At 35.3% G+C, this 24,399-nt stretch carries 23 protein-coding genes; 20 read left to right on the top strand and 3 right to left on the bottom strand.

The features are described from left to right. Positions 1 to 31 precede the first annotated feature (31 nt). The 18 genes from QA612_RS03530 to QA612_RS03615 all read left to right on the top strand — a co-directional run bounded on the left by QA612_RS03530 (position 32) and on the right by QA612_RS03615 (position 18,935). Entirely contained in the window at positions 32 to 2,293 is a 2,262-nt protein-coding gene (locus QA612_RS03530; RefSeq protein WP_278282372.1) for an HD family phosphohydrolase, read from the top strand. Further along, complete coding sequence (gene ybeY / locus QA612_RS03535; protein WP_278282373.1) at positions 2,286 to 2,756, top strand: rRNA maturation RNase YbeY; 471 nt, start codon at positions 2,286 to 2,288, stop codon at positions 2,754 to 2,756. Before QA612_RS03530 ends, ybeY begins: the two co-directional genes overlap by 8 nt. Then, positions 2,740 to 3,129, top strand: a complete 390-nt coding sequence (locus QA612_RS03540) for a diacylglycerol kinase family protein (RefSeq protein WP_278282374.1) — start codon at positions 2,740 to 2,742, stop codon at positions 3,127 to 3,129. Before ybeY ends, QA612_RS03540 begins: the two co-directional genes overlap by 17 nt. A gap of 22 nt (positions 3,130 to 3,151) precedes the next feature. Continuing rightward, entirely contained in the window at positions 3,152 to 3,550 is a 399-nt protein-coding gene (locus QA612_RS03545) for a cytidine deaminase (protein WP_278282375.1), read from the top strand. 7 nt (positions 3,551 to 3,557) lie between these two features. Beyond that, on the top strand, positions 3,558 to 4,451 hold the full coding sequence (era, locus tag QA612_RS03550; protein ID WP_278282376.1) for a GTPase Era: 894 nt from the start codon (positions 3,558 to 3,560) through the stop codon (positions 4,449 to 4,451). A gap of 365 nt (positions 4,452 to 4,816) precedes the next feature. Next, positions 4,817 to 4,963 (top strand): YqzL family protein, encoded by a 147-nt coding sequence (locus QA612_RS03555; protein ID WP_278282377.1) that lies wholly within the window; start codon positions 4,817 to 4,819, stop codon positions 4,961 to 4,963. 41 nt (positions 4,964 to 5,004) lie between these two features. After that, complete coding sequence (gene recO, locus QA612_RS03560; RefSeq protein ID WP_278282378.1) at positions 5,005 to 5,748, top strand: DNA repair protein RecO; 744 nt, start codon at positions 5,005 to 5,007, stop codon at positions 5,746 to 5,748. A gap of 391 nt (positions 5,749 to 6,139) precedes the next feature. Beyond that, a complete protein-coding gene (glyQ, locus tag QA612_RS03565; RefSeq protein WP_278282379.1) occupies positions 6,140 to 7,033 on the top strand; it encodes a glycine--tRNA ligase subunit alpha in 894 nt (297 codons plus the stop codon). After that, positions 7,026 to 9,119: a glycine--tRNA ligase subunit beta gene (gene glyS, locus QA612_RS03570; RefSeq protein ID WP_278282380.1), complete on the top strand. Its 2,094-nt coding sequence runs from the start codon at positions 7,026 to 7,028 to the stop codon at positions 9,117 to 9,119. The genes glyQ and glyS overlap by 8 nt, the downstream gene beginning before the upstream one ends. A gap of 81 nt (positions 9,120 to 9,200) precedes the next feature. Further along, the gene (gene ccpN, locus QA612_RS03575; protein ID WP_278282381.1) at positions 9,201 to 9,851 is read left to right on the top strand and encodes a transcriptional regulator CcpN; all 651 of its coding nucleotides are present in this window, start codon (positions 9,201 to 9,203) and stop codon (positions 9,849 to 9,851) included. 76 nt (positions 9,852 to 9,927) lie between these two features. Next, positions 9,928 to 10,737, top strand: a complete 810-nt coding sequence (locus QA612_RS03580; RefSeq protein WP_278282408.1) for a pyruvate, water dikinase regulatory protein — start codon at positions 9,928 to 9,930, stop codon at positions 10,735 to 10,737. A 677-nt stretch (positions 10,738 to 11,414) separates the two neighbouring features. After that, a complete protein-coding gene (locus QA612_RS03585; protein ID WP_278282382.1) occupies positions 11,415 to 11,882 on the top strand; it encodes a YaiI/YqxD family protein in 468 nt (155 codons plus the stop codon). A gap of 63 nt (positions 11,883 to 11,945) precedes the next feature. Continuing rightward, complete coding sequence (dnaG, locus tag QA612_RS03590) at positions 11,946 to 13,760, top strand: DNA primase (protein ID WP_278282383.1); 1,815 nt, start codon at positions 11,946 to 11,948, stop codon at positions 13,758 to 13,760. A 47-nt stretch (positions 13,761 to 13,807) separates the two neighbouring features. Beyond that, positions 13,808 to 14,923: an RNA polymerase sigma factor RpoD gene (gene rpoD / locus QA612_RS03595; protein ID WP_278282384.1), complete on the top strand. Its 1,116-nt coding sequence runs from the start codon at positions 13,808 to 13,810 to the stop codon at positions 14,921 to 14,923. 750 nt (positions 14,924 to 15,673) lie between these two features. Continuing rightward, entirely contained in the window at positions 15,674 to 16,411 is a 738-nt protein-coding gene (locus QA612_RS03600) for a glycerophosphodiester phosphodiesterase (RefSeq protein ID WP_278282385.1), read from the top strand. 150 nt (positions 16,412 to 16,561) lie between these two features. After that, positions 16,562 to 16,936, top strand: coding sequence for a c-type cytochrome (locus tag QA612_RS03605; protein ID WP_278282386.1), 375 nt, complete (start codon positions 16,562 to 16,564; stop codon positions 16,934 to 16,936). A gap of 173 nt (positions 16,937 to 17,109) precedes the next feature. After that, entirely contained in the window at positions 17,110 to 17,820 is a 711-nt protein-coding gene (locus QA612_RS03610; protein WP_278282387.1) for a tRNA (adenine(22)-N(1))-methyltransferase, read from the top strand. Next, positions 17,817 to 18,935, top strand: coding sequence for a Nif3-like dinuclear metal center hexameric protein (locus QA612_RS03615; RefSeq protein ID WP_278282388.1), 1,119 nt, complete (start codon positions 17,817 to 17,819; stop codon positions 18,933 to 18,935). The genes QA612_RS03610 and QA612_RS03615 overlap by 4 nt, the downstream gene beginning before the upstream one ends. 100 nt (positions 18,936 to 19,035) lie before the next feature. Here the strand turns inward: QA612_RS03615 and QA612_RS03620 are convergent, their stop codons facing one another. Then, positions 19,036 to 19,986, bottom strand: a complete 951-nt coding sequence (locus QA612_RS03620; protein WP_278282389.1) for a 4-hydroxy-3-methylbut-2-enyl diphosphate reductase — start codon at positions 19,984 to 19,986, stop codon at positions 19,036 to 19,038. A 1,082-nt stretch (positions 19,987 to 21,068) separates the two neighbouring features. Between QA612_RS03620 and QA612_RS03625 the strand changes: the two genes are divergently transcribed. After that, entirely contained in the window at positions 21,069 to 21,260 is a 192-nt protein-coding gene (locus QA612_RS03625) for a hypothetical protein (protein ID WP_278282390.1), read from the top strand. Between the two features lie 99 nt (positions 21,261 to 21,359). Here QA612_RS03625 and QA612_RS03630 read toward each other — a convergent pair whose 3' ends face one another. Both QA612_RS03630 and vrrA read right to left on the bottom strand, forming a co-directional pair. Continuing rightward, on the bottom strand, positions 21,360 to 21,851 hold the full coding sequence (locus QA612_RS03630; protein WP_278282391.1) for a CarD family transcriptional regulator: 492 nt from the start codon (positions 21,849 to 21,851) through the stop codon (positions 21,360 to 21,362). Between the two features lie 140 nt (positions 21,852 to 21,991). Continuing rightward, positions 21,992 to 22,843 (bottom strand): VrrA/YqfQ family protein, encoded by an 852-nt coding sequence (gene vrrA, locus QA612_RS03635; protein WP_278282392.1) that lies wholly within the window; start codon positions 22,841 to 22,843, stop codon positions 21,992 to 21,994. Between the two features lie 209 nt (positions 22,844 to 23,052). Here vrrA and QA612_RS03640 point away from each other — a divergent pair, with 209 nt between their 5' ends. Beyond that, on the top strand, positions 23,053 to 24,372 hold the full coding sequence (locus QA612_RS03640; protein WP_278282393.1) for a DEAD/DEAH box helicase: 1,320 nt from the start codon (positions 23,053 to 23,055) through the stop codon (positions 24,370 to 24,372). The last annotated feature ends 27 nt before the right edge of the window (positions 24,373 to 24,399 follow it).

Consider the following 24,399-nt stretch of genomic DNA (forward strand, 5'->3'; position numbering starts at 1 on the left):
ATTTCTGTAAGCTTGATGAGGTGGAAAACTAATGGGGAAACGACCTTCAATTGAACATCAAAAATGGTGGCAAAATATTAAAGATCATCGGTATATTCGTTTTATTTTGTTTGTTCTAATTGGTGTATTTACGTATGGGATTATGGTCAGTAATGTAATTCCAGAAACAGTTGAAATTGACACTGGTACTATTTCAGAACAAGATATTCGATCTCCAATAACGATTGAGAATAAGGCGGAAACGGAAAGATTAAGGCAAAATGCTTATGAATCTATTGAACCAGTTTATTCAAAAAATAGTCGCTATGCTCAAAATCAAATTGAACGAATTAATGATATTTTTAATACGATAAAACAAGTTCAACGTGAAGCGTTAGATAGGGAAGTTGAAATTGAAATAATTGAACGTCAATTAGAGGAATCTGAGCTAAACGAGGAAGAAAACAACAATGAAAATAATAATGAAGAAAATACTGTTTTAAATTTAGAAATTCCGGAAGAAATAACTATTGAAGAACAGCTCGAGAGAGTTCGAGATATAATAACTCCACAAACCATTGAACAAATTTCTGATGAAACCATTATCACTTTATTGGAATCATCAAGGGATAATATAGAAATAGCACAGGAAACTACAACGAATGCAGTACACGATGTCATGAGTGAAGAAATTCAAATGGATGACGTTGAGGAAGCTAGAAATGAAGCAGAACGAAAAGTATTAATTACGACATTTGATTCTAGTTTAAATCGTTCTATGATTGAAATTGCGCGCTTTGGTATAACCGCAAATTATTTACTAGATGATGAAGCAACTGAAGAAGCACGACATGATGCAGTAGAGAGTATCGATCCGGTTATGGTTAGAGAAGGACAATTACTAGTAGAAGAAGGACAATTGATCACTTCAGAAATTTCTAATCAATTAGCTTTAGTGGGATTGTTGGATGATCATTCTAATTTATATCCGTATATTGGCTTAGCTTTATTAGTTATTTTATTAATTGGTATGCTTGCTTATTATTTAAGTGATGCCAAAACATCAATTCAAACGAATAATTCTCATTTACTAATGTATGCCATTATTTATATTTTAACTCTTACTATTATGAAGATTATAAGTTACGGTGAAATAATCGATGTTGTTGGACTAACCTATATTGTACCTGTAGCTACAGGAACAATGCTTATTACAATGCTTTTAAATTCCCGAGTGGCACTTTTTACATCTATGATCTTTGCTATTATTGCTAGTGTAATTTTTAATGCTCAAACAACTGGGATACTAGACTATTCGCACGGAATTTATGTCTTTTTTAGTTCAATTGCTGGTGCATTCTTTTTAAGTAAATCTCACCGAGTTATTCGAATTCTTCAAGCAGGTATTTTTGTAGGTGCATTAAATGTACTTGTAATTGTTTCATTAATATTACTGAAAAATGTTCAATATGGTTGGGTGGAAATAAGCTTTAATGTTGGCTTTGCTGCTTTATCTGGCTTTATAGCAGCTGTTTTAACCTTGGGTCTGTTACCGTTCTTTGAAGCTGGTTTTGGTGTTCTTTCACCAACAAAGCTAATTGAATTGTCCAATCCAAATCATCCTTTATTAAGAAAAATATTATTAGAAGCTCCCGGTACGTATCATCATAGTGTTATTGTAGCAAACTTAGCAGAGGGAGCATGCGAGGCAGTAGGTGCTAATGGACTGTTGGCCCGTGTAGGTTCCTATTATCATGATTTAGGAAAAACGAAACGTCCACATTTTTTTATTGAAAATCAAATGAAAATAGATAATCCACATGATAAAATATCGCCACAGTTGAGTAAAACGATTATAATTGCGCATCCTTATGATGGAGCAGATATGTTAAAAGAGTATAAAATGCCTAAGGAAATTATTGGAATAGCAGAACAGCATCATGGTACAAGTCTTCTTAAATATTTTTATCACAAAGCTAAAAACGAATCGGATAAAGAAGTAACAGAGGAAGAGTTCCGTTATCCAGGACCGAAAGCACAAACTCGTGAATCTGCTATCGTTGGTATTGCTGATTGTGTAGAAGCAGCAGTTCGTTCAATGAACAAGCCTACGCCAGCTAAAATAGAAACCCTTGTTAAGAAAATCATCAATGAACGATTAGAAGATGGTCAATTTGATGAGTGTGATTTAACACTGAAAGAGCTAAATAATATTGCTAAATCAATCTGTGAGACATTACAAGGGACATTTCATACTAGAATAGAGTATCCTGAAGAAATTTCTGAAGAAGATGGTGAAAAGAAGGATGAATAATAATCAAATAGGGTTAATTGATGAAACGAATGAATTATCTGAAGAGATGATGAACCTTGTAGGTAATGTCGTGAGTACTGCAATAACGGTAGAAGGAATTAACAGAAATGTAGAAGTATCTATTACATTTGTTGATGATGAAAGAATACAAGAGTTGAATAAAGAATATAGGATGAAAGATCAACCTACTGATGTTTTGTCTTTTGCACTTAACGAAGGGGATGAAGATGAACCTTTTGTTACGGAGGGTATTCCTGAACTATTAGGCGACGTTATTATTTCGGTTCCACGAGCAGTCGACCAAGCAAAGGAATATGGACACGATTTGAAACGAGAACTTTGTTTTCTAGCTGTACATGGTTTCTTGCACTTGATTGGTTATGACCATGATACAGAGGACCGAGAGAAAAAAATGTTTAATAAACAAGAGGAAATTCTTCAAAAGCATGGGATCAAAAAATAAAAATCCCTTTATATCGTGGAGCCGATTAAAAAAAAGCTTTGTTTATGCTTCTAGTGGGATCATTCATACCTGGAAGCATGAGCAAAATTTTCGGATTCATTCATTACTTACTATAGTTATATTTATATTTGCACAAATTCTAAATGTACCAATGAAAGAGCAAGCCATATTAGCGATTGTAATTGGTGGTGTACTAGCATTGGAATTAATTAATACAGCATTAGAACATTGTGTTGACTTAATTATAGAAACCTACGATATTCGTGCAAAGATTATTAAAGATGCCGCTGCAGGTGCTGTTTTTGTTTTTTCAATAACAGCAGTAGTTGTTGGCGCAATGATTTTTATTCCCAAAATTTTGGAGTTATTTTAGTGGAACCTATAGAGGTGAGATAATGAATAAAGACGTGTTAATTTCAGAAGCAAAAAAGGCGATGGAAAAAGCATATGTACCTTATTCTTCCTTTCCTGTTGGAGCAGCACTTCTAGCGGAAAATGGGAAGATATTTCATGGTTGTAATATTGAGAATGCTTCGTATGGTCTTTGTAATTGTGCAGAACGAACAGCCATTTTTAAAGCTGTTTCAGATGGGGTTCGTTCTTTTAAGGGGATGGCTATTGTGGCTGATACGGAAGGACCAGTGTCTCCATGTGGAGCCTGTAGACAAGTGATCTCTGAGATGCTTCCTCATTCGGCAAAAATTATTTTAACTAATTTAAAAGGTGATGTAGCAGAATGGACAGTTGAAGAGCTGTTGCCAGGTGCTTTTTCTCCGAGGGATTTAGAAAGGTGAGTTTAGCATGAAAAAATCAGGATTTGTAGCTTTGATTGGACGACCAAATGTAGGTAAATCAACTCTTTTAAATGAAATGCTAGGTCAAAAAATTGCCATAATGAGTGATAAGCCTCAGACAACACGAAATCGTATTCAAGGTGTGTATACGGAAGATAGGGGACAAATAGTTTTTATAGATACTCCTGGAATACATAAGCCAAAGCACCGACTTGGCGATTTTATGACCAAAATCGCACAAACGACTTTACGTGAAGTAGACGTCGTTCTTTTTCTCGTTGATGCGAAAGAAGGAAGAGGAAGAGGCGATGAATTTATTATGGACAAGCTTAAAAACCTAGAAACACCAGTCTTTTTAGTAGTGAATAAAATTGATGAAGTCCATCCAGATGATCTATTTCTTATAATAGATGATTATCGTAGTCGTTTTGACTTTACAGAGATAATCCCTATTTCCGCATTAAAGGGGAATAATATTTCTACCCTACTTGATCAAGTGTATCGATACTTAGAGGAAGGACCTCAATATTATCCTGCAGATCAAGTAACGGATCACCCTGAAAGATTTTTAATGTCAGAAATGATTCGAGAAAAAGCTTTACATTTGACTCATGAGGAAGTTCCTCATTCTATTGCGGTTGATATAGAGCAAATAGAGAGACGAAATGAAAATACAATCTATGTAGGTGCAGTAATTATTGTAGAACGAAGCTCACAAAAAGGAATTATAATCGGTAAGCAAGGCAAAATGTTAAAGGAGATCGGTCAAAAGGCTAGGGAAGATATTGAAAAAATGTTAGGATCAAAGGTTTTTCTAGAATTATGGGTGAAGGTAGAAAAAGATTGGCGTAATAAGGATAGATATTTAAAGGATTTTGGTTATCGACAGGATGAATATTAAAATTAGGGCAGTATAGAATTTTTAAAAAATAAGTCATGCACTGTAGAAACAATGGAAATAGAGGTGTTTTTATCATAGTTTGTACCTTATGGAATGTTTTAAAAATTATGATAAGTACAAGGAGGCCCATTGTTTTTTTGTAAAAAAAAGTCTATTATATCCTTAAGAAGGAATTTAATTATCTTGGTAATATAAACAATGATTTTTTAGCAAAAGTAAGATCAATCAATCGTTGTCACTTTATTTATACCAATATTATCTAGCCGAATTAATTGTCAAAAATTATATAACATGTTTAAGGCATTTGAGGTCAAGCTATTATTACATGAGGTAAATAAAGTCATGCTTGAAAGGTGGATATACTCATGATCGACTTAACGTGGAAAGTCTTCTCGATGACAGGCAATATTGACTCCTATTTGTTGTTTAAGGAATGTGAACGTGATGGAGCCTTTGTGAGAGAGAAAGAACGGGAATTTGAGTCAGAAGAGTTAGAACCTCCTATGCATTAATCGACCTCTTACTGCCGCCATACTAATTGGTGGTGAAATTGATGCTACACAAAGTTGAAGGATTGGTCATTCGAACGAATGATTACGGTGAAACAAATAAGATTGTAACTATTTTTACAAGGGAAAGTGGAAAAGTTGCGTTAATGGCACGTGGAGCAAAACGGCCTAAAAGTCGATTTGCGTCCAGTGCCCAAATTTTTATTTACAGTATTTTTGTATACCAACGATCTTCAGGAATTGGTACATTAAATCAAGCAGACCTTATTGATTCCTTTAAAAATATTCGAAGTGACCTTAAGCTAACTGCTCATGGAGCATATATTGTGGAATTATTGGATCGTCTTACTGAAGATAATGAACGTAATCCTTATTTATTCGAATTAGTTTATCAAACTCTAGTATTCCTTAATGAAGGAATAGACCCAGATATTTTGACTCGTATATTTGAAACTAAAATGCTTGAAGTAGCGGGTGTATCACTTCAGTTGCGACACTGTATGTTATGCGGAAATCCTGAGTACCCTTTCGTATTTTCAATGCGGCATTCGGGTCTTTTGTGTAATCAATGTAAATATGAGGATTCAAACCATATCAATATACAAGACAGTGTTATAAAATTATTACGTTTATTTCAACAAATTGATATAAATCGAATTGGAAACATTAACGTAAAAGATGATACGAAGCGGCAATTAAAAGACATACTACATCATTACTATGATGAATTTGTTGGCGTTCGTTTAAAGTCAAAACGATTTCTTGATCAAATTGATCATTTATATTAAATGAAGTTGACATGATGTTTTTTTTTGAGTAAGATTTGAATTAATTAAACATGATGCATTGATGGAAAGTAGTACTTAATCTCTCTGTATAAGTAGATAAACACAGCGAACCTAGGACAGTGGAAGCTAGGGATACAGATATTAAGGAAGGCGTTCTGGAGCATATTTTTTAAAGTGGCTTATATTTAATGTTATTACTAGATATAAGCAAATAGGGTGGAACCGCGGGTAATCTCGTCCCTATGTCAAATTTCTGACATAGTGTGATGAGATTTTTTTATTTGTTTTTTATATCCAAAGAAGGGGAGTTGTATAAAAAATTCAAAAGTTAGTTTCTACAAACTATGTGAATATTGCATGAGAAAGTACCAAATTTAATGGAGGGATAAAAATGAATCTGCAAGATATGATTTTGACGTTACAACGATTTTGGGCAAAACAAAATTGTTTAGTTTTACAAGCCTATGATGTAGAAAAAGGTGCTGGGACTATGAATCCCATGACTTTCTTAAGAAGTATAGGACCAGAGCCGTGGAATGTGGCATATGTGGAGCCTTCACGCAGACCAGCAGATGGTAGGTATGGTGAAAATCCAAATCGTCTATATCAACACCATCAGTTCCAAGTAATCATGAAGCCTTCCCCAGACAACATCCAGGAGTTATATTTAGAAAGCTTGAAAGAATTAGGGATAAACCCACAAGAACATGATATTCGTTTTGTAGAAGATAATTGGGAAGCTCCTACGTTAGCTGCATGGGGCTTAGGTTGGGAAGTATGGCTGGATGGTATGGAGATAACTCAGTTTACATATTTTCAACAGGTTGGTGGCTTAGATGCTAATCCTGTAGCCGTTGAAATAACTTACGGGTTAGAAAGACTCGCTTCTTATATTCAGGATAAGGAAAATGTATTTGATTTAGAATGGGTAAACGGGTTTACATACGGAGATGTATTTCTACAAAATGAATATGAACAATCAAAGTATTCATTTGAAGTAGCAGATAGCAACATGCTCTTTAATTTATTCTCAACGTATGAACAAGAAGCTATTAGAACATTAGAAGAAGGATTAGTTATCCCTGCCTATGACTACGTATTAAAATGTTCTCATACTTTTAACCTTTTGGATGCTCAAGGAGCAATTTCAGTAACAGAACGTACTGGCTATATTGGTCGTGTTCGAAACCTAGCACGACAATGCGCAAAGCAGTATTTTGAAATTAGAGAAGGGTTAGGATTCCCTATGCTAAAGAAGATGGAAGGAGATGGAGAAAATGAGTAAGGGGACATATTTATTAGAAATTGGGCTAGAAGAGATGCCTGCTCGTTTTGTAACGAATTCCATGAACCAATTGGCGGAGAAGGTTGAAAAATGGCTGAAGGAAAATTCTTTAAACTGTAATGAGATAAAGCGTTATTCAACACCGCGACGGTTAGCGATCATAATTGAGGGTTTAGATGAAAAACAAGCAGATATGGAAGAAGAAGCAAAAGGACCTTCAAAAAAAATCGCACAAGACAAAGATGGAAACTGGTCACAAGCAGCAGAAGGGTTCTCACGTGGTCAAGGAGTTTCTGTTGATCAATTATATTTTAAAGAAGTAAAAGGTGAGGAATACGTCTTTGTAAAAAAATATACGAAGGGGCAAGATACTGTCTCACTATTAACGGACTTAAAAGAAGTGGTTCAGAACCTACAATTTCCCAAAAACATGAAATGGGGCTCTTACCAACTTCGTTACGTAAGACCGATAAAATGGATCATTTCGTTGTTTGATGATGTTGTTGTTCCTTTTGAAATAACAGATGTACAAGCAGACAATAAATCTGAAGGACATAGATTCCTCGGAGAAAATGTGGTCGTTGAACATGCTCAAGAGTATTTGACTACTCTATTAGAGCAATTTGTTATAGTAGATCCTGTTGAACGGAAAAAAGGAATTGAATCTCAAATTAAGGCAATGGCTGAAAATGAAGGCTGGAGTATCCCAATAGATGAAGATTTGTTAGAAGAAGTAAATAATTTAGTAGAATATCCAACAGCCCTTTTTGGGAGCTTTGACGAAAGATTTTTAGGAATTCCTGAAGATGTGTTAGTAACATCTATGAGAGAGCACCAACGATACTTTCCAGTAAAAAATAAAGAAGGAAAGCTACTTCCACATTTTATTACTATCCGTAATGGGGATCATCGTCATTTAGAAAATGTTCAAAAAGGAAATGAAAAGGTTTTAAGAGCACGTTTAGCTGATGCTGAATTTTTCTATAAGGAAGATTTAAAAACACCATTAGAAAATCAATTAAAAAGATTAGAGTCTATTGTTTACCATGAAGAGCTAGGATCTATTGGAGATAAGGTGCGAAGAATAAAAGACCTTGCAGCTACTATTGGTAAATCTTTAAATCAAAGCACTGATGAATTAAAAAAAGTTGATCGGACAGCACAATTGAGTAAAGCGGACCTGGTAACGCTAATGGTAGGAGAATTTCCTGAATTAGAAGGGCGTATGGGAGAAGAGTATGCTTTAAAGTCTGGTGAAGACAAGGATGTCTCAAAAGGGATATATGAGCATTACCTACCGAAGCAATCTGGTGACAGCATCCCGACTACTACAAATGGTTCCATCGTAAGTGTCTCCGATAAAATTGATACAGTAGTAACAAGTTTCGGTATTGGTTTAGTTCCAACTGGTTCGCAAGATCCACATGGATTAAGACGACAAACAGCAGGTGTTTTACAAATTTTTAATGGAAAGTCTTGGACAATCGATCTTCTACAATGTTTTGATGAAGGATTAACAGTAGCTGAAAAAAGGGGATTACTTAAACGTGACAAGGAAGCTGTGAGGGACGACCTTATAGATTTCATAATGTTAAGGTTAAAAAACCTTTTACAAGAACAAGGAATTCGTTACGATGTTGTTGAGGCTGTTTTGAAAAATGATGACATTGGTCAGGTTCATACATTAGTGAAAAAAGCTAATTTCTTAAATAGTCAATTGAAAAAACCAGAATTTAAACAGGTTGTTGAAGCCTTCAGTCGTGTTACAAATATTTCGAAAAAAGCATCCCAGAATGGGGAATTTGATAAAGGTTTATTAAAAGAAAAAGAAGAAATTGCTTTGCTTGAGATTAAAGAGGATGTTGCTTCAAAGGTTAGGTCATTGTTGGGTGAAGGAAGCATTGAAGAAGCGTATAATGAGTTAAGAAGATTAGAACCATTCATTCATCAGTATTTCGATAATATTATGGTAATGGCTGACGATGCAGCAATTAAAAATAATCGTCTAAATCATATGAGAGATACAGCCTCATTAATTACGACTTTTGCTGACTTCCAATCGATCGTCTTTCACTCAGGAGAGTAATATTGACGATTTTCAAGAAACACTATTTCGGTTATAATAAAACGAAACTATCGTATCACATTTCCCTGTGAGAAGAGGGCGGTGAGAATCATCGAATTAAACAATAGACAAGAACATATTTTACAAATTGTAAAGGATAACGGGCCAATTACAGGTGAACAGATTGCAGATAAACTTTCCTTAACACGTGCGACTCTAAGGCCAGATTTAGCTATATTAACTATGGCTGGATTCTTAGATGCTAGACCAAGAGTAGGGTATTTTTATACAGGTAAAACAGGCTCACAGTTGTTTTCAGAAAAAATAAAGAAGTTCACAGTAAAGGATTTTCAATCGGTTCCAGTAGTAGTAAACGAATCTGCATCTGTTTATGATGCGATTGTAACGATGTTTCTTGAGGATGTTGGTACGCTTTTTGTAGTAAACGAAAATTCTCATTTAGTAGGTGTTTTATCTCGAAAGGATTTACTACGAGCTAGTATGGGGAAGCAGGACTTAGAATCAGTACCTGTGAGTATTATTATGACGAGAATGCCTAATATAACAGCATGTAATCAAAATGATCTTCTTATTGAAGTGGCTAAGCAATTAATCAATAAGCAAATAGATGCTTTGCCTGTTGTACGTGAAGTAACAGATGGTGAAAATTTAAAGCTAGAAGTAGTTGGTAGGATTACTAAGACGAATATTACAAGAGCATTCGTTGTGATAGGTACCGAAGAAATTTTTTGAAAAATAAGTATAAGGATTTTTCTCGAAAGGTGTCTTTACTTAAATTCGTTTATCGTGGGGAGGAGAAGAATTTTTGATGAATAACCATCCAGTTGTATATGTCGTCTCCGATTCAGTTGGAGAAACTGCAGAGTTAGTTGTAAAAGCAGCAGCTAGTCAGTTTAATGGCTCCAATATTGAAATTAGACGTATACCTTATGTGGAAGATATTGGTACTGTTAATGAGGTAATCGATCAAGCAAAAGAGACTAATGGTTTAATTGCATTTACACTAGTTGTACCTGAAATTAAAGAAAAATTGGAAAAAGAAGCATACAAAGCAAATATTCCTGTATATGATATCTTAAGTCCAATGATGCATTTACTGGAGTCACGTTTTAATAAGACGCCAAGAAATGAACCTGGTGTGATGCACACGTTGGATGAAGATTATTTTCGGAAAGTGGAAGCAATTGAATTTGCTGTAAAATACGATGACGGACGTGATCCAAGAGGGGTGTTACGTGCAGATGTTGTTCTAATTGGAGTTTCAAGAACTTCTAAAACGCCATTATCCCAATATTTAGCACATAAACGTTTAAAGGTTGCCAATATACCGTTAGTCCCTGAGGTAGATCCTCCATCAGAAATATTTGAGATACCAAGTAATAAAGTCATTGGATTAACAATAAGTCCGGAAAAGCTGAATACAATACGTACAGAACGATTGAGAGCATTAGGATTAAAAGAAGAAGCAAATTATGCTAATGTAAACAGGATTCAATCAGAGTTGGATTATTCAAATAAAATAATGGAGAAAATAGGATGTAAAGTGATTGATGTCTCTCATAAAGCAGTAGAAGAAACAGCTAACATTATCTATCACTTATATCAAAAAAGTAAATAACTTCATACATTACCTATTTAAAAGTATATGTAAGGGAAAAGTTCTCTTTCATATACTTTTTTTATTTCGCAATTTGACAACATACAAAAAGCTTATATTTAATTCGATCTCCGCTTCAGACGTGTAAATTACACCTAAGGGCAGCTCCCGTCCTGTGGACAACGGCGTAATGTCGACATCCTAGCTCCGGGCACGGCTTCAATCTCCACACTAGACATTTTGTATACAGCTAAAGCACTTGGTCCTGTCTCTGCCTCTACTTGTATTGCTCTGTTGTTATAAGCTTCGAGACAACTCGAAGCTTATTCGTGAAGCAAATGCTCATAACTAGAGTCCACGTCTTCCTCTCCAATCGAAAATAATGTTCGTCTTTTTCAACAAGTTTTCATTTATGAAATTCATTCAATGTAATAAAAAAAGTATGAATAAAGGAAAATAAAATTAATAAATAAGAGAATAGAGAAAAGTTCTAGCAAAAATCTAAAGGTTGCTTTATAATGAAATATTGTGATTTCATAATTTATTTATAAAAAATGGGCATAAACAATAAAAGAACAAATAAATTGTAAATGTCAAGACTTTTTCTCAGATTTTTGGTAAAGATAGTAAATGGGATAAATTCTGAATAGAAAAATACAGAAAGAAGGAATCTCGAAAAGGATGTAGAATACAGAAATATGGGAAAGAAAAATAGTAAATTATTTGTCGATGGCGATGCGTGTCCGGTGGTAAATGAAATTGTATTACTAGCAAAAAAGTATGATGTGCCAGTTATCTTTGTTTCTTCATATGCGCACGTAAGAAAAGAAAGCTTTCCATCTTTCGTAAAGCACATTTTTGTGGATCAAGATAAAGAGGCAGTTGATTTGAAAATTGCCAATGAAATTTCAAAGTATGACATGGCAGTAACAGAGGATCTCGGATTAACAAGCTTATTATTAGCAAAGGGGGTTCAAGTTTTAACCTCAAGGGGAAAATGGATAACTGCTCAGGAAATTGATTACTTATTAGATTCAAGGTATCAATCAGCAAAAAAGCGTCGATCTGGTGGTAAAACAAAAGGTCCAAAGAAACTAACAGATCAAGATCGACTTCTTTTTACAGAGCAGTTAGAAAATTTTTTGTCAAATTTGCAGGAATTTTGACGGAGAGGGCGAAATATTATAAGCCACCCTTTTATGTTATGTGGAAAGAAGGTTGGTATTGGGATGAGTTCCCGTATTCCTGAAGAAAAAATAGAAGAGATTAGAAAATCTGTTGACATTGTAGACGTAATTACTGAATATGTTCAATTGAAAAAGCAAGGTAGAAATTTAATAGGCCTTTGCCCTTTTCACGGTGAAAAAACGCCTTCCTTTTCCGTTTCACCAGAAAAGCAACTTTATCATTGCTTTGGGTGTGGTGCAGGAGGTAATGTATATTCATTTTTAATGGAGTCTGAAGGGCTTTCATTTATCGAATCTGTAAGTAAGGTTGCTTCTAGAGTAAATATTACTTTGCCTGAAATAGATGAAAAAGTAAATAATTCTTTAAACGAGAATAAATCATTAAAATATTGGTTTGACGGACATACACTTGCTGCAAAACTTTATCACCATGTACTGACTACAACTGATGAAGGTCGTGAGGGCAGAGAATATTTACGAAAAAGAGGGTTCACAAAAGAAATTATTGATAAATTTCAAATAGGTTATGCACCGAACTCTTGGGACTTTCTTACTTCCTTTTTGGAAAAAAGAAAATTTCCCGTGAAAGAAATGGTTTCGTGTGGTCTGTTAGCTGAAAGAGAATTTGATAATAAAGCCTTTGATCGTTATCGTGATCGTATTATGTTTCCTATATGGGATAAGCAAGGTAATATCATTGCTTTTGGAGGCAGAATATTAAAGGACGGTCAACCAAAATACTTAAACAGTCCAGAATCTGCTGTTTTTAATAAAAGTGAGATTCTATATAATTTTCATCAAGCAAGACCTGCAATGCGGAAAAAGAGAGAAGCGGTTCTCTTTGAAGGTTATGTGGATGTTATTTCTGCATGGCGTGCGGGTATAGAAAACGGAGTAGCAACACTAGGTACTGCATTAACAGAAGGGCAAATAAAGATGCTAAGTCGAAATGCTGACCAAGTGATACTTTGCTATGACTCAGATACTGCTGGACAAAATGCTACGTTAAAAAATGCACAACTACTAGAAGAAAAAGAGGTTTCTGTAAGAGTAGCGAGGCTCCCAGAAGGAATGGATCCAGATGATTTTATTCAAAAAAATGGATCGGAAAGTTTTAATCAAGATGTGATTGGTCAAAGCTTAACGTTGATGGCCTTTAAATATCAATTTTTAAGGCATGGTAAGAATCTTCAAGATGAAGGTCAACGGATGGAGTATATTTACCAGATTTTAAAGGAAATAAGCAAGTTAAAAAGAATAGTGGAACGTGATCACTATTTAAGACAATTAGCAGAAGAATTTTCTTTGTCTTTGGAAGCATTAAAGCAAGAACAAATACAAATATCTAAGACCGATATCAAAAAAGAGCAACGTGAAATAAAAGCTGCGGTTCAGAATAGTGTGAAATTAAAACAGCAAAAAAAGTTATTGCCTGCACATGAAAATGCAGAGAGGTTATTGCTAGCGTACATGCTACAAAATGATAATGTTGCTACACAGGTTCAACAACGAGTGGGAGCAACATTTAATATAGATGAGCATCAAGCTCTTGCTGCTCACCTTTACAGCTATTACAGTGAAGGTTTTGAACCAAATCCATCTTCGTTTATTGAACGATTAGAGGATGATAATTTGCGCCGTATAGCGACAGAACTTGCGATGATGACGATAAGTGAAGATTTGTCTGAGCAAGAGATGGACGATTATATTACATGTATAAGTAAATATCCAAAAAAGTTAGAAATTGAAAACCTTAAATTAGAACGAAAAAAAGCAGAAGAAGAAAAAAACTACAAAGAAGCTGCTGAAATCGGAATGAAAATTATTAAGATACAGCAGGAATTAAAAAAAGCATAATACAGAGGATGTAGAAGTTTTCTTGAATTATAGGAAGGAGGGGTCGTATGGCTGAGAAACCGTTGCGCCCGATGGCGGAAGGGGATTTGTCCATCGATCAAGTTAAGGAGCAATTAGTTGAACTGGGTAAGAAACGGGGGGTACTATCGTATTCAGAGATAACAGAGCGCCTTGCAGTTTTTGATCAAGATTCAGATCAGATGGATGAATTTTTTGAGTACTTAGGAGAACAGGGAGTCGAAATTTTAAATGAAAATGAAGGGGTTCCTAGCTTACCTCAAGTAGAAAAAGAAGAGGAATTTGATTTAAATGATTTAAGTGTTCCACCTGGAATTAAAATAAACGATCCGGTACGTATGTATTTAAAAGAAATTGGACGTGTACCATTACTGTCAGCAGCGGAAGAAATTGATTTAGCAAAGAAAATTGAAAATGGAGATGAGGAAGCAAAACGACGTTTAGCAGAAGCAAACCTTCGTTTAGTTGTAAGTATTGCTAAAAGGTATGTTGGTCGTGGTATGTTGTTTTTAGATCTCATTCAAGAAGGTAACATGGGGCTAATTAAGGCTGTTGAAAAGTTTGATTATAATAAAGGGTATAAGTTTAGTACGTATGCAACTTGGTGGATTCGTCAAGCAATTACACGAGCAATTGCTGACCAAGCAAGAACAATCCGTATCCCGGTTCATATGGTTGAAACGATTAATAAGCTCATTAGAGTACAACGACAGCTTCTACAAGACTTAGGTCGTGAACCATCTCCAGAAGAGGTTTCAAAAGAGATGGATTTAACACCTGAGAAAGTAAGAGAAATTTTAAAAATAGCTCAAGAGCCTGTTTCATTAGAAACACCAATTGGTGAAGAAGATGATTCACATCTTGGTGATTTTATTGAAGACCAAGAAGCGTTAGCTCCGTCAGATGCAGCAGCTTATGAATTATTAAAAGAACAACTTGAGGACGTCCTAGATACGTTAACAGATCGTGAAGAAAATGTACTCCGTTTACGATTTGGTTTAGATGACGGACGTACACGAACGTTAGAAGAAGTGGGTAAAGTCTTCGGTGTAACACGTGAACGTATTCGTCAAATTGAAGCAAAAGCATTACGTAAGTTAAGACATCCTAGTCGAAGCAAACGTTTAAAGGATTTCTTAGAATAGGGTAAGCATTAGCCTGGCAAATCTTTTTGTCAGGCTATTTTTATTTATTAGTTCTTTATCACATTGATTCTGGATTATTTATAAGAGGATGTTCAAAAAATCCAGGAAAAATATCTGTCGAGTCTCTGCGTTGGCTTGCTTTTCCGTTCCACACGTATTAAAAGCATACACTGCGGTACTCAAAGCTACGCCACCTTGATCTTTCGACGCACAGGACGTGCTAGTGTCGGCGTTGTAACAGGACGTTGTGACTTTAGCCGACTCGGCTATTTTTATTCTCCTTTTTGAACATGCACTATAATAATATATTAATTTTTCCTTTGTTTAACTTTGTGTATCCTAAATGATAGCGCTATCATTTATTTAATTTAATTTTACTCATTTTTCATGTATTTTGCAAATCCATTAACTAGGTCTAAAGTTATTATTGTAATAATGACTATGTAGAGTAATCCTAAGCAACTATACTCATTAAAGTAGCATTATTGCCTATTTGTATGTGGTGACAACACTATTTATGTTAGTTATTCTAATTGTAAGGTACCTATGATTGGAATATATTACCCTAGTTTTTTTATACTATATAATAAGCTTTGTTATATTCGTTCTTCCGTTAGCTTCTCGGAGGTTCCCTCAAACAAGATTCCTTTTTGTTAACAACGTACTTATTTTGGCATTGGGAAGCAACGTGAATTCTACAATATTGAATCTAGCTCATAAGTAATCAAAAAATATAAAGGAGTTATTCAGATGAAGATTGTTGCTCATCGTGGAAATAAACGTTATTGTCCTGAGAATACAATGGCATCATTTTGTTCTGCAGTTGCTTATCCCATAGACGGTATTGAGTTTGATTTACAATTTACAAAGGATAACATTCCTGTTGTCATACATGATGAAAAAATTGATCGAACGACAAATGGAAGAGGATATGTGCGTTCTTTTACTCTTCATGAACTGCGTCAATTTGATGCGGGAGTTTGGTTTCATAAACGTTTTATTGGAGAAAAGATTCCTACATTTGAAGAGGTACTAATTTGGTCGAAGGGACAAAATATAACCTTACATGTAGAATTAAAGCCACAAAAACAAAAGGTAATGGAACGTTTTTTAGATGTTTGCCTAGCTATGATTGAAAAACATAATAAGGTTGAATCGGTTATTATTAGTACTTTTTCTCAAGCCTATTTAGCTTATATCAAAAGTAAAAACCCTAAAATAAAAACAGCTTTATTGGCAAAAACGCCTCCCTTTAACGCAATAAAATATGCAAGTAAAATTGGAGTTGATGCCATTCATATACGCCATACTTATCAAGCGAGTCACTATTACAGGAGATGGATGTCAAAAGGGTTAGTAGTACGAGCATATAATGTGCATCGCCATAAGGATGCTTTAAAATGTAATCGATTAAATATTGATAGTATTATCACTAACGATCCGAAAAAGATGACAGAGGCATTTCAAAAAGAAGAGAAAACATCCTAACAGAAACTATCAAAAAGAGCATAAAAAAATAATTTGTTGATTCATCGATCACAAAGCTTTTCTATTATTAAATTTTAAAGTACAATATACATAGCTATGCTTAAGCATGCGTTGGGTGTATAGAGATATAATTAAAAGGAGGTACATAAAATGAAAGGGAAACCCCTTTATCCTTTTGCTATTACTGCTATTTTGGGGATAGGTTTAATTATCATTTTATCTTTTTACGGTCTCAATATTGATCAAAATATGGCTGGAGATAATGATGACGGTAATGAGCAAGAGTTTAGTGATCCAATCGAATTAGGTGAATACCTTTATGGTACGACAGGCTGTATTAGCTGTCACGGTGGAGATTTAGCTGGTGTCGGTTCTAATCCAGCAGTAAATGCTCTTGAAGGAAGATTAACTGTTGAGGAAATTGTGCAGATCATAGAGGATGGTCCTGGTTCCATGCCAGGAGATCTTGCAAGTGGTTCTGATGCAGAGGCAATTGCTGAATACTTATTATCAGAGTCAGAATAACATAGTTTAAATTCCGTGAGTGATGAGAATATGCATGTATGGATAGAATATTCATTCACAATACTAAAAAAAGAAGGATTAATTTATCCTTCTTTTTTTGCTAAATAAAATGTTGTATTCTAGAAAATCAAACTACAGATTTAAAAATACATAAATCATAAAAGGTGAAAAAGATGAATGAACAGCAGTTATCAAATCGATTAGAAAAAGTTGCATCCTTTATTAAAAAAGATGCCATCGTGGCAGATATTGGTTCAGATCATGGTTATCTCCCTGTTTTTTTAGTGAAGCAAGGAATTGCTAAAGAAGCAATTGCGGGAGAAGTAAATGAAGGTCCACTTAAAGCTGCTGCTACTCAGGTGAAAAGAAACGGTTTAGAAGGTAAGATAAAAACGAAGCTAGGAGACGGGTTAAAAGTACTAACTGGTGAAAAGGTAGACACCGTAGTAATTGCTGGTATGGGTGGGCCGTTAATATCCAAGATACTAGCTGAGGGTAATGACTATTTACAAAACGTAAATAGACTAATTCTACAGCCAAATATAGCTGCGGATCATATAAGAAGATGGTTAATAGAGAACCGTTGGATATTATTAGACGAAGTAATCATGAATGAGGATAACCATATTTATGAAATTTTAGTTGCAGAACGAGGAGATCCATTCGTACCATATAGTGCTGATCAAGATAAGGAACTATGGCTCGGACCATATTTATTAAAGGAAAAAAATAAGGCATTCGTTGAAAAGTGGAGGAAAGAATTACAACAACTTGAAAATATAAAAGAACAGCTTGAAAAAAGTACAGCAAGAAATGAAGCAACTATAGCAAGAAAAGAGCTAGTCTGTCAAAAAATTAAATGGTTAGAGGAGGCACTGTCATGAAACTAGCAACAGCACAGGCAATTATTCAGAGCTTTGAGGCATATTCACCTAAAAAATATGCAGTTGAAGGCGATAAAATAGGTCTGCAAATTGGTACGTTAAACAAAAAAGTCAAAAAGGTTATGATTGCTCTAGATGTTTTAGAAACAGTTGTGGATGAAGCAATTGAAGAAGGTGTTGATTTGATAATTGCTCATCACCCTATCATTTTCAGACCTATAAAAGCATTACGTACGGATAAGTCTTATGGTAGAACAATTGAAAAATTAATTAAGAATGACATTGCTGTTTATGCTGCCCACACGAATTTAGATGTAACACCAGGTGGCGTTAATGATTTGATGGCAGAAGCTCTTGGGTTAGAGAATGTAGAAGTACTTGTAGAGACCACAGAGGATCCATTAAAGAAAGTAGTGGTATTTGTACCAGAGGAGAATGCTAATGATGTGAGAGAGGCCCTAGGGAGAGCTGGAGCAGGTTTTATAGGCAATTATAGTCATTGCACCTTTAATACAAAAGGAACTGGCACCTTTAAGCCTGGAGAGGGTACTAACCCACATATTGGTGAGCAAGGTAAAATGGAATATGTGAATGAAGTGAAAGTAGAAAGTGTTTTTCCTTCATCCATTGAGAAAAAGGTTATTCAAGCTATGAAAAAAGCACACCCGTATGAAGAAATGGCATACGATATATATAATATGGCTATAGAGGGGCAAGTATTCGGATTAGGAAGATTAGGTACATTAGAAAATGAGATGAATTTAAAGGAATTTGCTAACCATGTAAAGAAAGCTTTTGATGTTGGAGGAGTACGGGTGGTAGGTGACCTAACTCGTTCTGTAAAAAAAGTAGCTGTTCTTGGTGGAGATGGAAATAAATATACATCAACTGCCTTGTTTAAAGGTGCAGATGTGTATGTAACTGGTGACCTTTATTATCATGTTGCTCACGATGCTATGATGGAAGGGCTCATGATGGTGGATCCAGGTCATAATGTAGAAAAAATTATGAAAGAAGGAGTTAGAAAAATTATTAAACGGTTCTTGGAAGAGAAAGGATATGGAACAGAAGTAATTTCATCAAAAGTACATACAGACCCATTTCAATTTATGTAAAATAAATACATATAAAATCAAAATATAAATAACTAAAATTAAAGAGAAGTCCTCAAAAAGAACATATATGAGCTTTTTGGGGACTTCCTCTTTTGAATGGTTAGGTTGATGCTTTCTTTTTTACTTTAGGAAGGATCCTAGTTAGCTTAACGGTACTTGTTGTATCCCAAGTATGAGGATCATCTTCATCAAACTTCTCAAGAAATGTAATAACTTCTTTTGTAATTGGTGTCGGTGTACTTGCACCAGCAGTTACTGCCACTTTTTTTATCCCTTTTAACCAATCAAGATTTAGTTCATTAACGTTTGCTATTCGATGAGAAGGGGTTCCAGCAATTTCTTGAGAAACTTGTGCTAAACGATTAGAATTATTGCTCTTTGGGTCACCAACTACTAGTAATAAATCTGCTTCCTTTGCTTGTTCTGCTACTGCTTCTTGACGAACTTGTGTTGCTAAACAAATTTCGTTGTGAACCTCAGCATGAGGATATTTATTTAAAGCACTATTGATAAGATGAGAGACATCCCATTGGCTCATTGTAGTCTGATTAGTTATCAAAATTTTATCAGATTTAATAGATAATTGATCAACATCTTCCGTAGTTTCTACGAGATGAACAATATCTGGTGCTACTCCCATTGCACCTTCAGGTTCAGGATGACCTTTTTTACCAATATAAATGACTTCATATCCTTCTGCTTTTTTATCTCGAATTAAGTCATGGGTGACCGTAACGTCAGGACATGTAGCATCTACCATTGTAAGTCCTTTATCCTTAGCAAGTCTCCGCACCTCTGGTGATACCCCGTGTGCAGTGAATATTACTGTTCCTTTTTCAACGTTTTTCAAAATTTCAAGACGATTTGGCCCATCTAAAGTAATGATACCTTCTTCAGTAAATGCATCTGTAACATGTTTATTATGAACGATCATACCAAGTATATAAATCGGTCTAGGTAGTTCTAGGTTTTCTGCCGCTTGTCTAGCTAATACCATCGCATCGACGACACCATAGCAATAGCCTCGCGGGGAAATTTTGATGACTTCCATCATAGTTCCTCCCCATAAAGTTTTTATGATTATCTCTTTATTATAAAGGCTATGTCCTTCAATTGACAAATGAAGATTTTAGGCTATCACCTGAAAAATAACTGACAAATAAATATAAGCTTAATACGCGAATTGGAAGTGTGCCCTAAAATGATTCAAATTTATTTAACGGCGCAGCTTGGGGGAGCATGAGGGAGGCTGAACCAGGGAGAAATGAAGCGGGTACAAAAGTATCCGGTTCAATCCGGGAGAATGAAGGAGTAAGAGGAAGCTTGAACCAGGTTTGTACTTTTATGGTGTTCTATCCTGAAAATAAGAAACGTTCTTGAAGCCCGGTAAGCAATGAAAAACAAAAATACGGGATGAATGAAGACGATGATCTTCCAGCAAACGGGGAAGGTCACAAATGCAGGAAGGGAGTATACCTTAGCTAGAGTATTTCATATCCCATGGTGCAAATTTACACTTGCATAGGCGGTCTATCCTGAAAATAGCTGATATCGAACTTATAAGTATTAACAAGTAAAGGTTAAGTTAATCATTCGTTGCATCCCACTTCGCTTTCCGCGGACGACCTGTCAAGCCTCCTCGGTCGTTACACTTCCTGCGGTGTCTCGTCTAGCTCGTTCTTCCGCAGGAGTCTCGTAGGATTCCACTCATTCCAATTGGATTAACATTATTTTCATCCTTCATGGTGGAAGTTTACTTGCATGGGCGGTCTACCCTGTAAATAGCTGTTATCGAACTTATCAGGATTAACAAATAAAGGTCAGGTAAGCACATAGGCGACCATCTATGGACCTGCAAATCTCTTTTTCCTATTTGCAGGTTCATTGGCGTCCTTCTATGAACCCGCAAATATAGGAGTCTCGTGGGATCCCACTCATTCCAATTGGATTAAAATCATTTTCATATCCCATGGTGCAAATTTACACTTGCATGGGCGGTCTACCCTGAAAATACGAAAATGCGGGATGAATGAAGCCGCTATTGTTCCCGCAAACGATGGAAAAACGAAAATGCGGGATGAATGAAGCCATCATTGTTCCTGCAAACGATGGAAAAACGAAAATGCGGGATGAATGAAGCCGTCATTGTTCCTGCAAACGATGGAAAAACGAAAATGCGGTAAGATAGAAGCCGCCAAATGTTCCCGCAAATGGAGAAAAAGAAGGTTTGCAGGAAGGGAATATACCTTAGAAAGAGATTTTCATCCTCCATGGTGCAAGCCTTCACTTGCATCGGCGGTCTACCCTGAAAATAGAAACGGTTAAGCAGTAAAGGGCGACCATTCCCAATCAGAGATGTTGAATAAGTAATTTCTGTAGGTCAGATAAAAAAATCCTTCCACGTTGATTGTGGAAGGATTACAATTATGCTCCTTTAGAGTTATCGCTAATAAATTGTAGAGCTTCTTCTTCAGAAATATTCTTTACAAGCATTAATTCACTTACTATAAACTGCTTGGCTCGATCTAGGTTTTTACGGTCCTCCATATGTAAACCGTTGGTTCGTTCGCCTTCTTTAGATGTTAAATTAGCAATTACCATAGCAGCATCTATAATTGATCCCGATTTTAATAATGTTTCATTTTCTTTCGAATAGGGGCGTGCTGCTTCTTTCTTGGAGGCATATTCTGTCGGTTTTAAAGCAGTTGCTACCTCTTCTAATTGTTTCGGTTGAATAATTTTACGTAAGCCAGAACTTTTTATACGATTTTCGGGTAACATTAATGTAACATGATTAAGTGGAAAGAATACCACAAAATACCTTAATTTTTCGCCTAAAATATCCTTTTCTTCAATATCATTAATCGTACCGGCTCCATGATATGGATAAACAACGTGGTCACCGACTTTAAACATGAGCATTCCTCCAATGTAATAGTGATTCTATTATAACATATATGAAAATAAATTTAAAATTTTACTATGGAAATGTTATTTAGTCAATAATTAATTGTGGAAAAGAAAGAAATCCAGTCATTTGTAATATATGACTGGTATCAAATATATAGTTTAGGTTTAGGTATTTCCCCTGTTTTTTCCTTTTTTCGTTTTACTTGAGTTTGATTTTTTTTCCTATGTTTAACATTATTATATGATTTTTTTTTCTTTTTATTTGTACTATTTTTTGTTAATTTTTCCTTTTTAGGTGCACTTTTTTTTGAATTATTTTCTTTATCAGCTATTGCATTTTTGTTTTTACTTCCCTCATCTTTTTCTAACTCCTTACTTTTTTCTTCCTTTTCTTTTTCTTCGTCCTGCATCTCTGTTAATTCATCCTCATCCTCTTGATTGCTCTCCAGTTCATCTTCCGAAATTTCATCCACAATTTCGTCTTCAGAATCGACTGCATTATTGTCATCATCACTAGAATCTGAATCATCCTCTGATTGTAAAGAGGATAAAATTTGAGGCAAAGATTTTACGAGTGGTCCATATTGTTCAACCATTGGACCAAACGTCTGTACCACCTCAATTGCTTTTTGGGCATTTTCTACAAAGCCTAGTATACTGGCCAAGCCTCCACCAGATCCAGCAGCAGATGCAACATTAGCAATATTAGCAGCATTGGCAGCATTAGCAGCAGTTCCCATTGCAGAACCCGCTCCTCCTACTGCAGAGCTAGCCCCACTCATAGCAGCAGATCCGGCGTTTCCCATAGAAGCTCCTCCGCCGCTTCCGAAAAATCTAGATAAAAGTCCACCAGTATTTCCTCCAGCTTGTTGCATCGGAGCGCTACTTAATGAACGTTGTAGCATTTGTGTTTGCGGTTGTTGTGATGAAAATGCTCCTCTTGAAAATAGACCACCAGGTGATGGAGGACGAGGAGGAAATGGTCGTGGTCCAAACATTTCGAACATCCTTTCAAAAAATAGATGATCTTCTCATGTTAGGTATATGCATTGGGGTAGAATATGTATAGGCGATTAACCAATAATAAAAAATTCAACAAGATGAAAATGTTAATGAAATTGTAAGTAGCAACATGGATTGGATTCATGATAAAATAAATAGTTAGTGTGTAGAACGAACATAAAGAACCAAGAAAGAAGGATTAATAATGAAGCATAACTTTGAAAGATTTGAATTACAACCATTTTTAATAAAAGCATTAGATTCTCATAACATTTCATTACCAACTGAAATACAAGAGAGGTTAATTCCTGCAATAAAAAATGGAATGGATGTTATTGGGCAGTCACAAACTGGTACTGGAAAAACATTCGCATTTTTGTTACCTATAGTTGATCGGATTAATATTACGAAACAAGAAACTCAAGCTGTAATCACAGCTCCTACTAGGGAGTTAGCTAGTCAGTTGTTCGATGAGTTAAAGAAGTTAACCGATTTCTCAGAAGGAGTAATTCAGTCTCAATTAATTGTGGGAGGGACAGATCGTCTTAGAATGATGGACAAGCTTAAGCAAAAACCCCATGTAATCGTGGGGACTCCAGGTAGAGTAGCAGACATGATTGATAAACAAGCGTTAGATGTTCATCATGTTGATATGTTTGTTGTTGATGAAGCGGACCAAATGCTAGACATGGGTTTTTTAGAGGATGTTGATCGAGCTGCTAGTCGCATGGGGAATGAATTACAAATGATGGTTTTCTCTGCAACTATTCCTGAAAAACTTAAGCCTTTCTTGCAAAAATATTTAAGTAACCCCCGTCATGTTCAAGTTCAACCTAAGGATGTATCTCCTAAAAAAATTGAACATTGGCTGGTACCAGATCGAGACAGAGATAGAAAAGAGATATTGGTTCAAATATCTAAAGCGATCAATCCGTACTTAGCAGTAATTTTTACAAATAAAAAGGAAACGGCAGATGAAGTTTTTGAAGTATTACAAACAGCAGGATTAAATGTTGATATACTACATGGTGGAATTAGCCCTCGTGAACGTAAAAAAGTAATGAAACGCTTGCAGGATGCTGAAGTACAATATTTAGTTGCTTCTGACTTAGTAGCAAGAGGGATCGATGTTGTTGGTATAAGTCATATTATAAATTATGAACTTCCAACCGAATTAGAGTACTATATTCATCGAGTAGGGCGCACAGCTAGAGCAGGCTGGGATGGAATTGCAGTTACAATGATAGGAAGACATGATCAAGATAGTATTATTAAGCTAGAAAAACAGGGTATTTCTTTTAAATACCGTGAACTGAAAAAAGGAGAATGGGTGGAAATTGAAAAACGAAATCGTCCAAGGTTAGTTTCTACAAAAACTGAAAATCAAGTAAGCCAAGAAAAAGGACGAACAAAAGCAAAAGCGAAACCTAAAAGTGTGAAGCCTGGCTATAAGAAAAAGGCAAGATATAAAAAAGCCAAAGAAGAACAAAGACAAAGAAGAATTGAAAGAAATAAACGAAAGTAAACGCTAAGTTATATGGGAGAGGATATA

The organism is Evansella sp. AB-P1, assembly GCF_029688925.1.
Taxonomy (GTDB): domain Bacteria; phylum Bacillota; class Bacilli; order Bacillales; family Salisediminibacteriaceae; genus Evansella.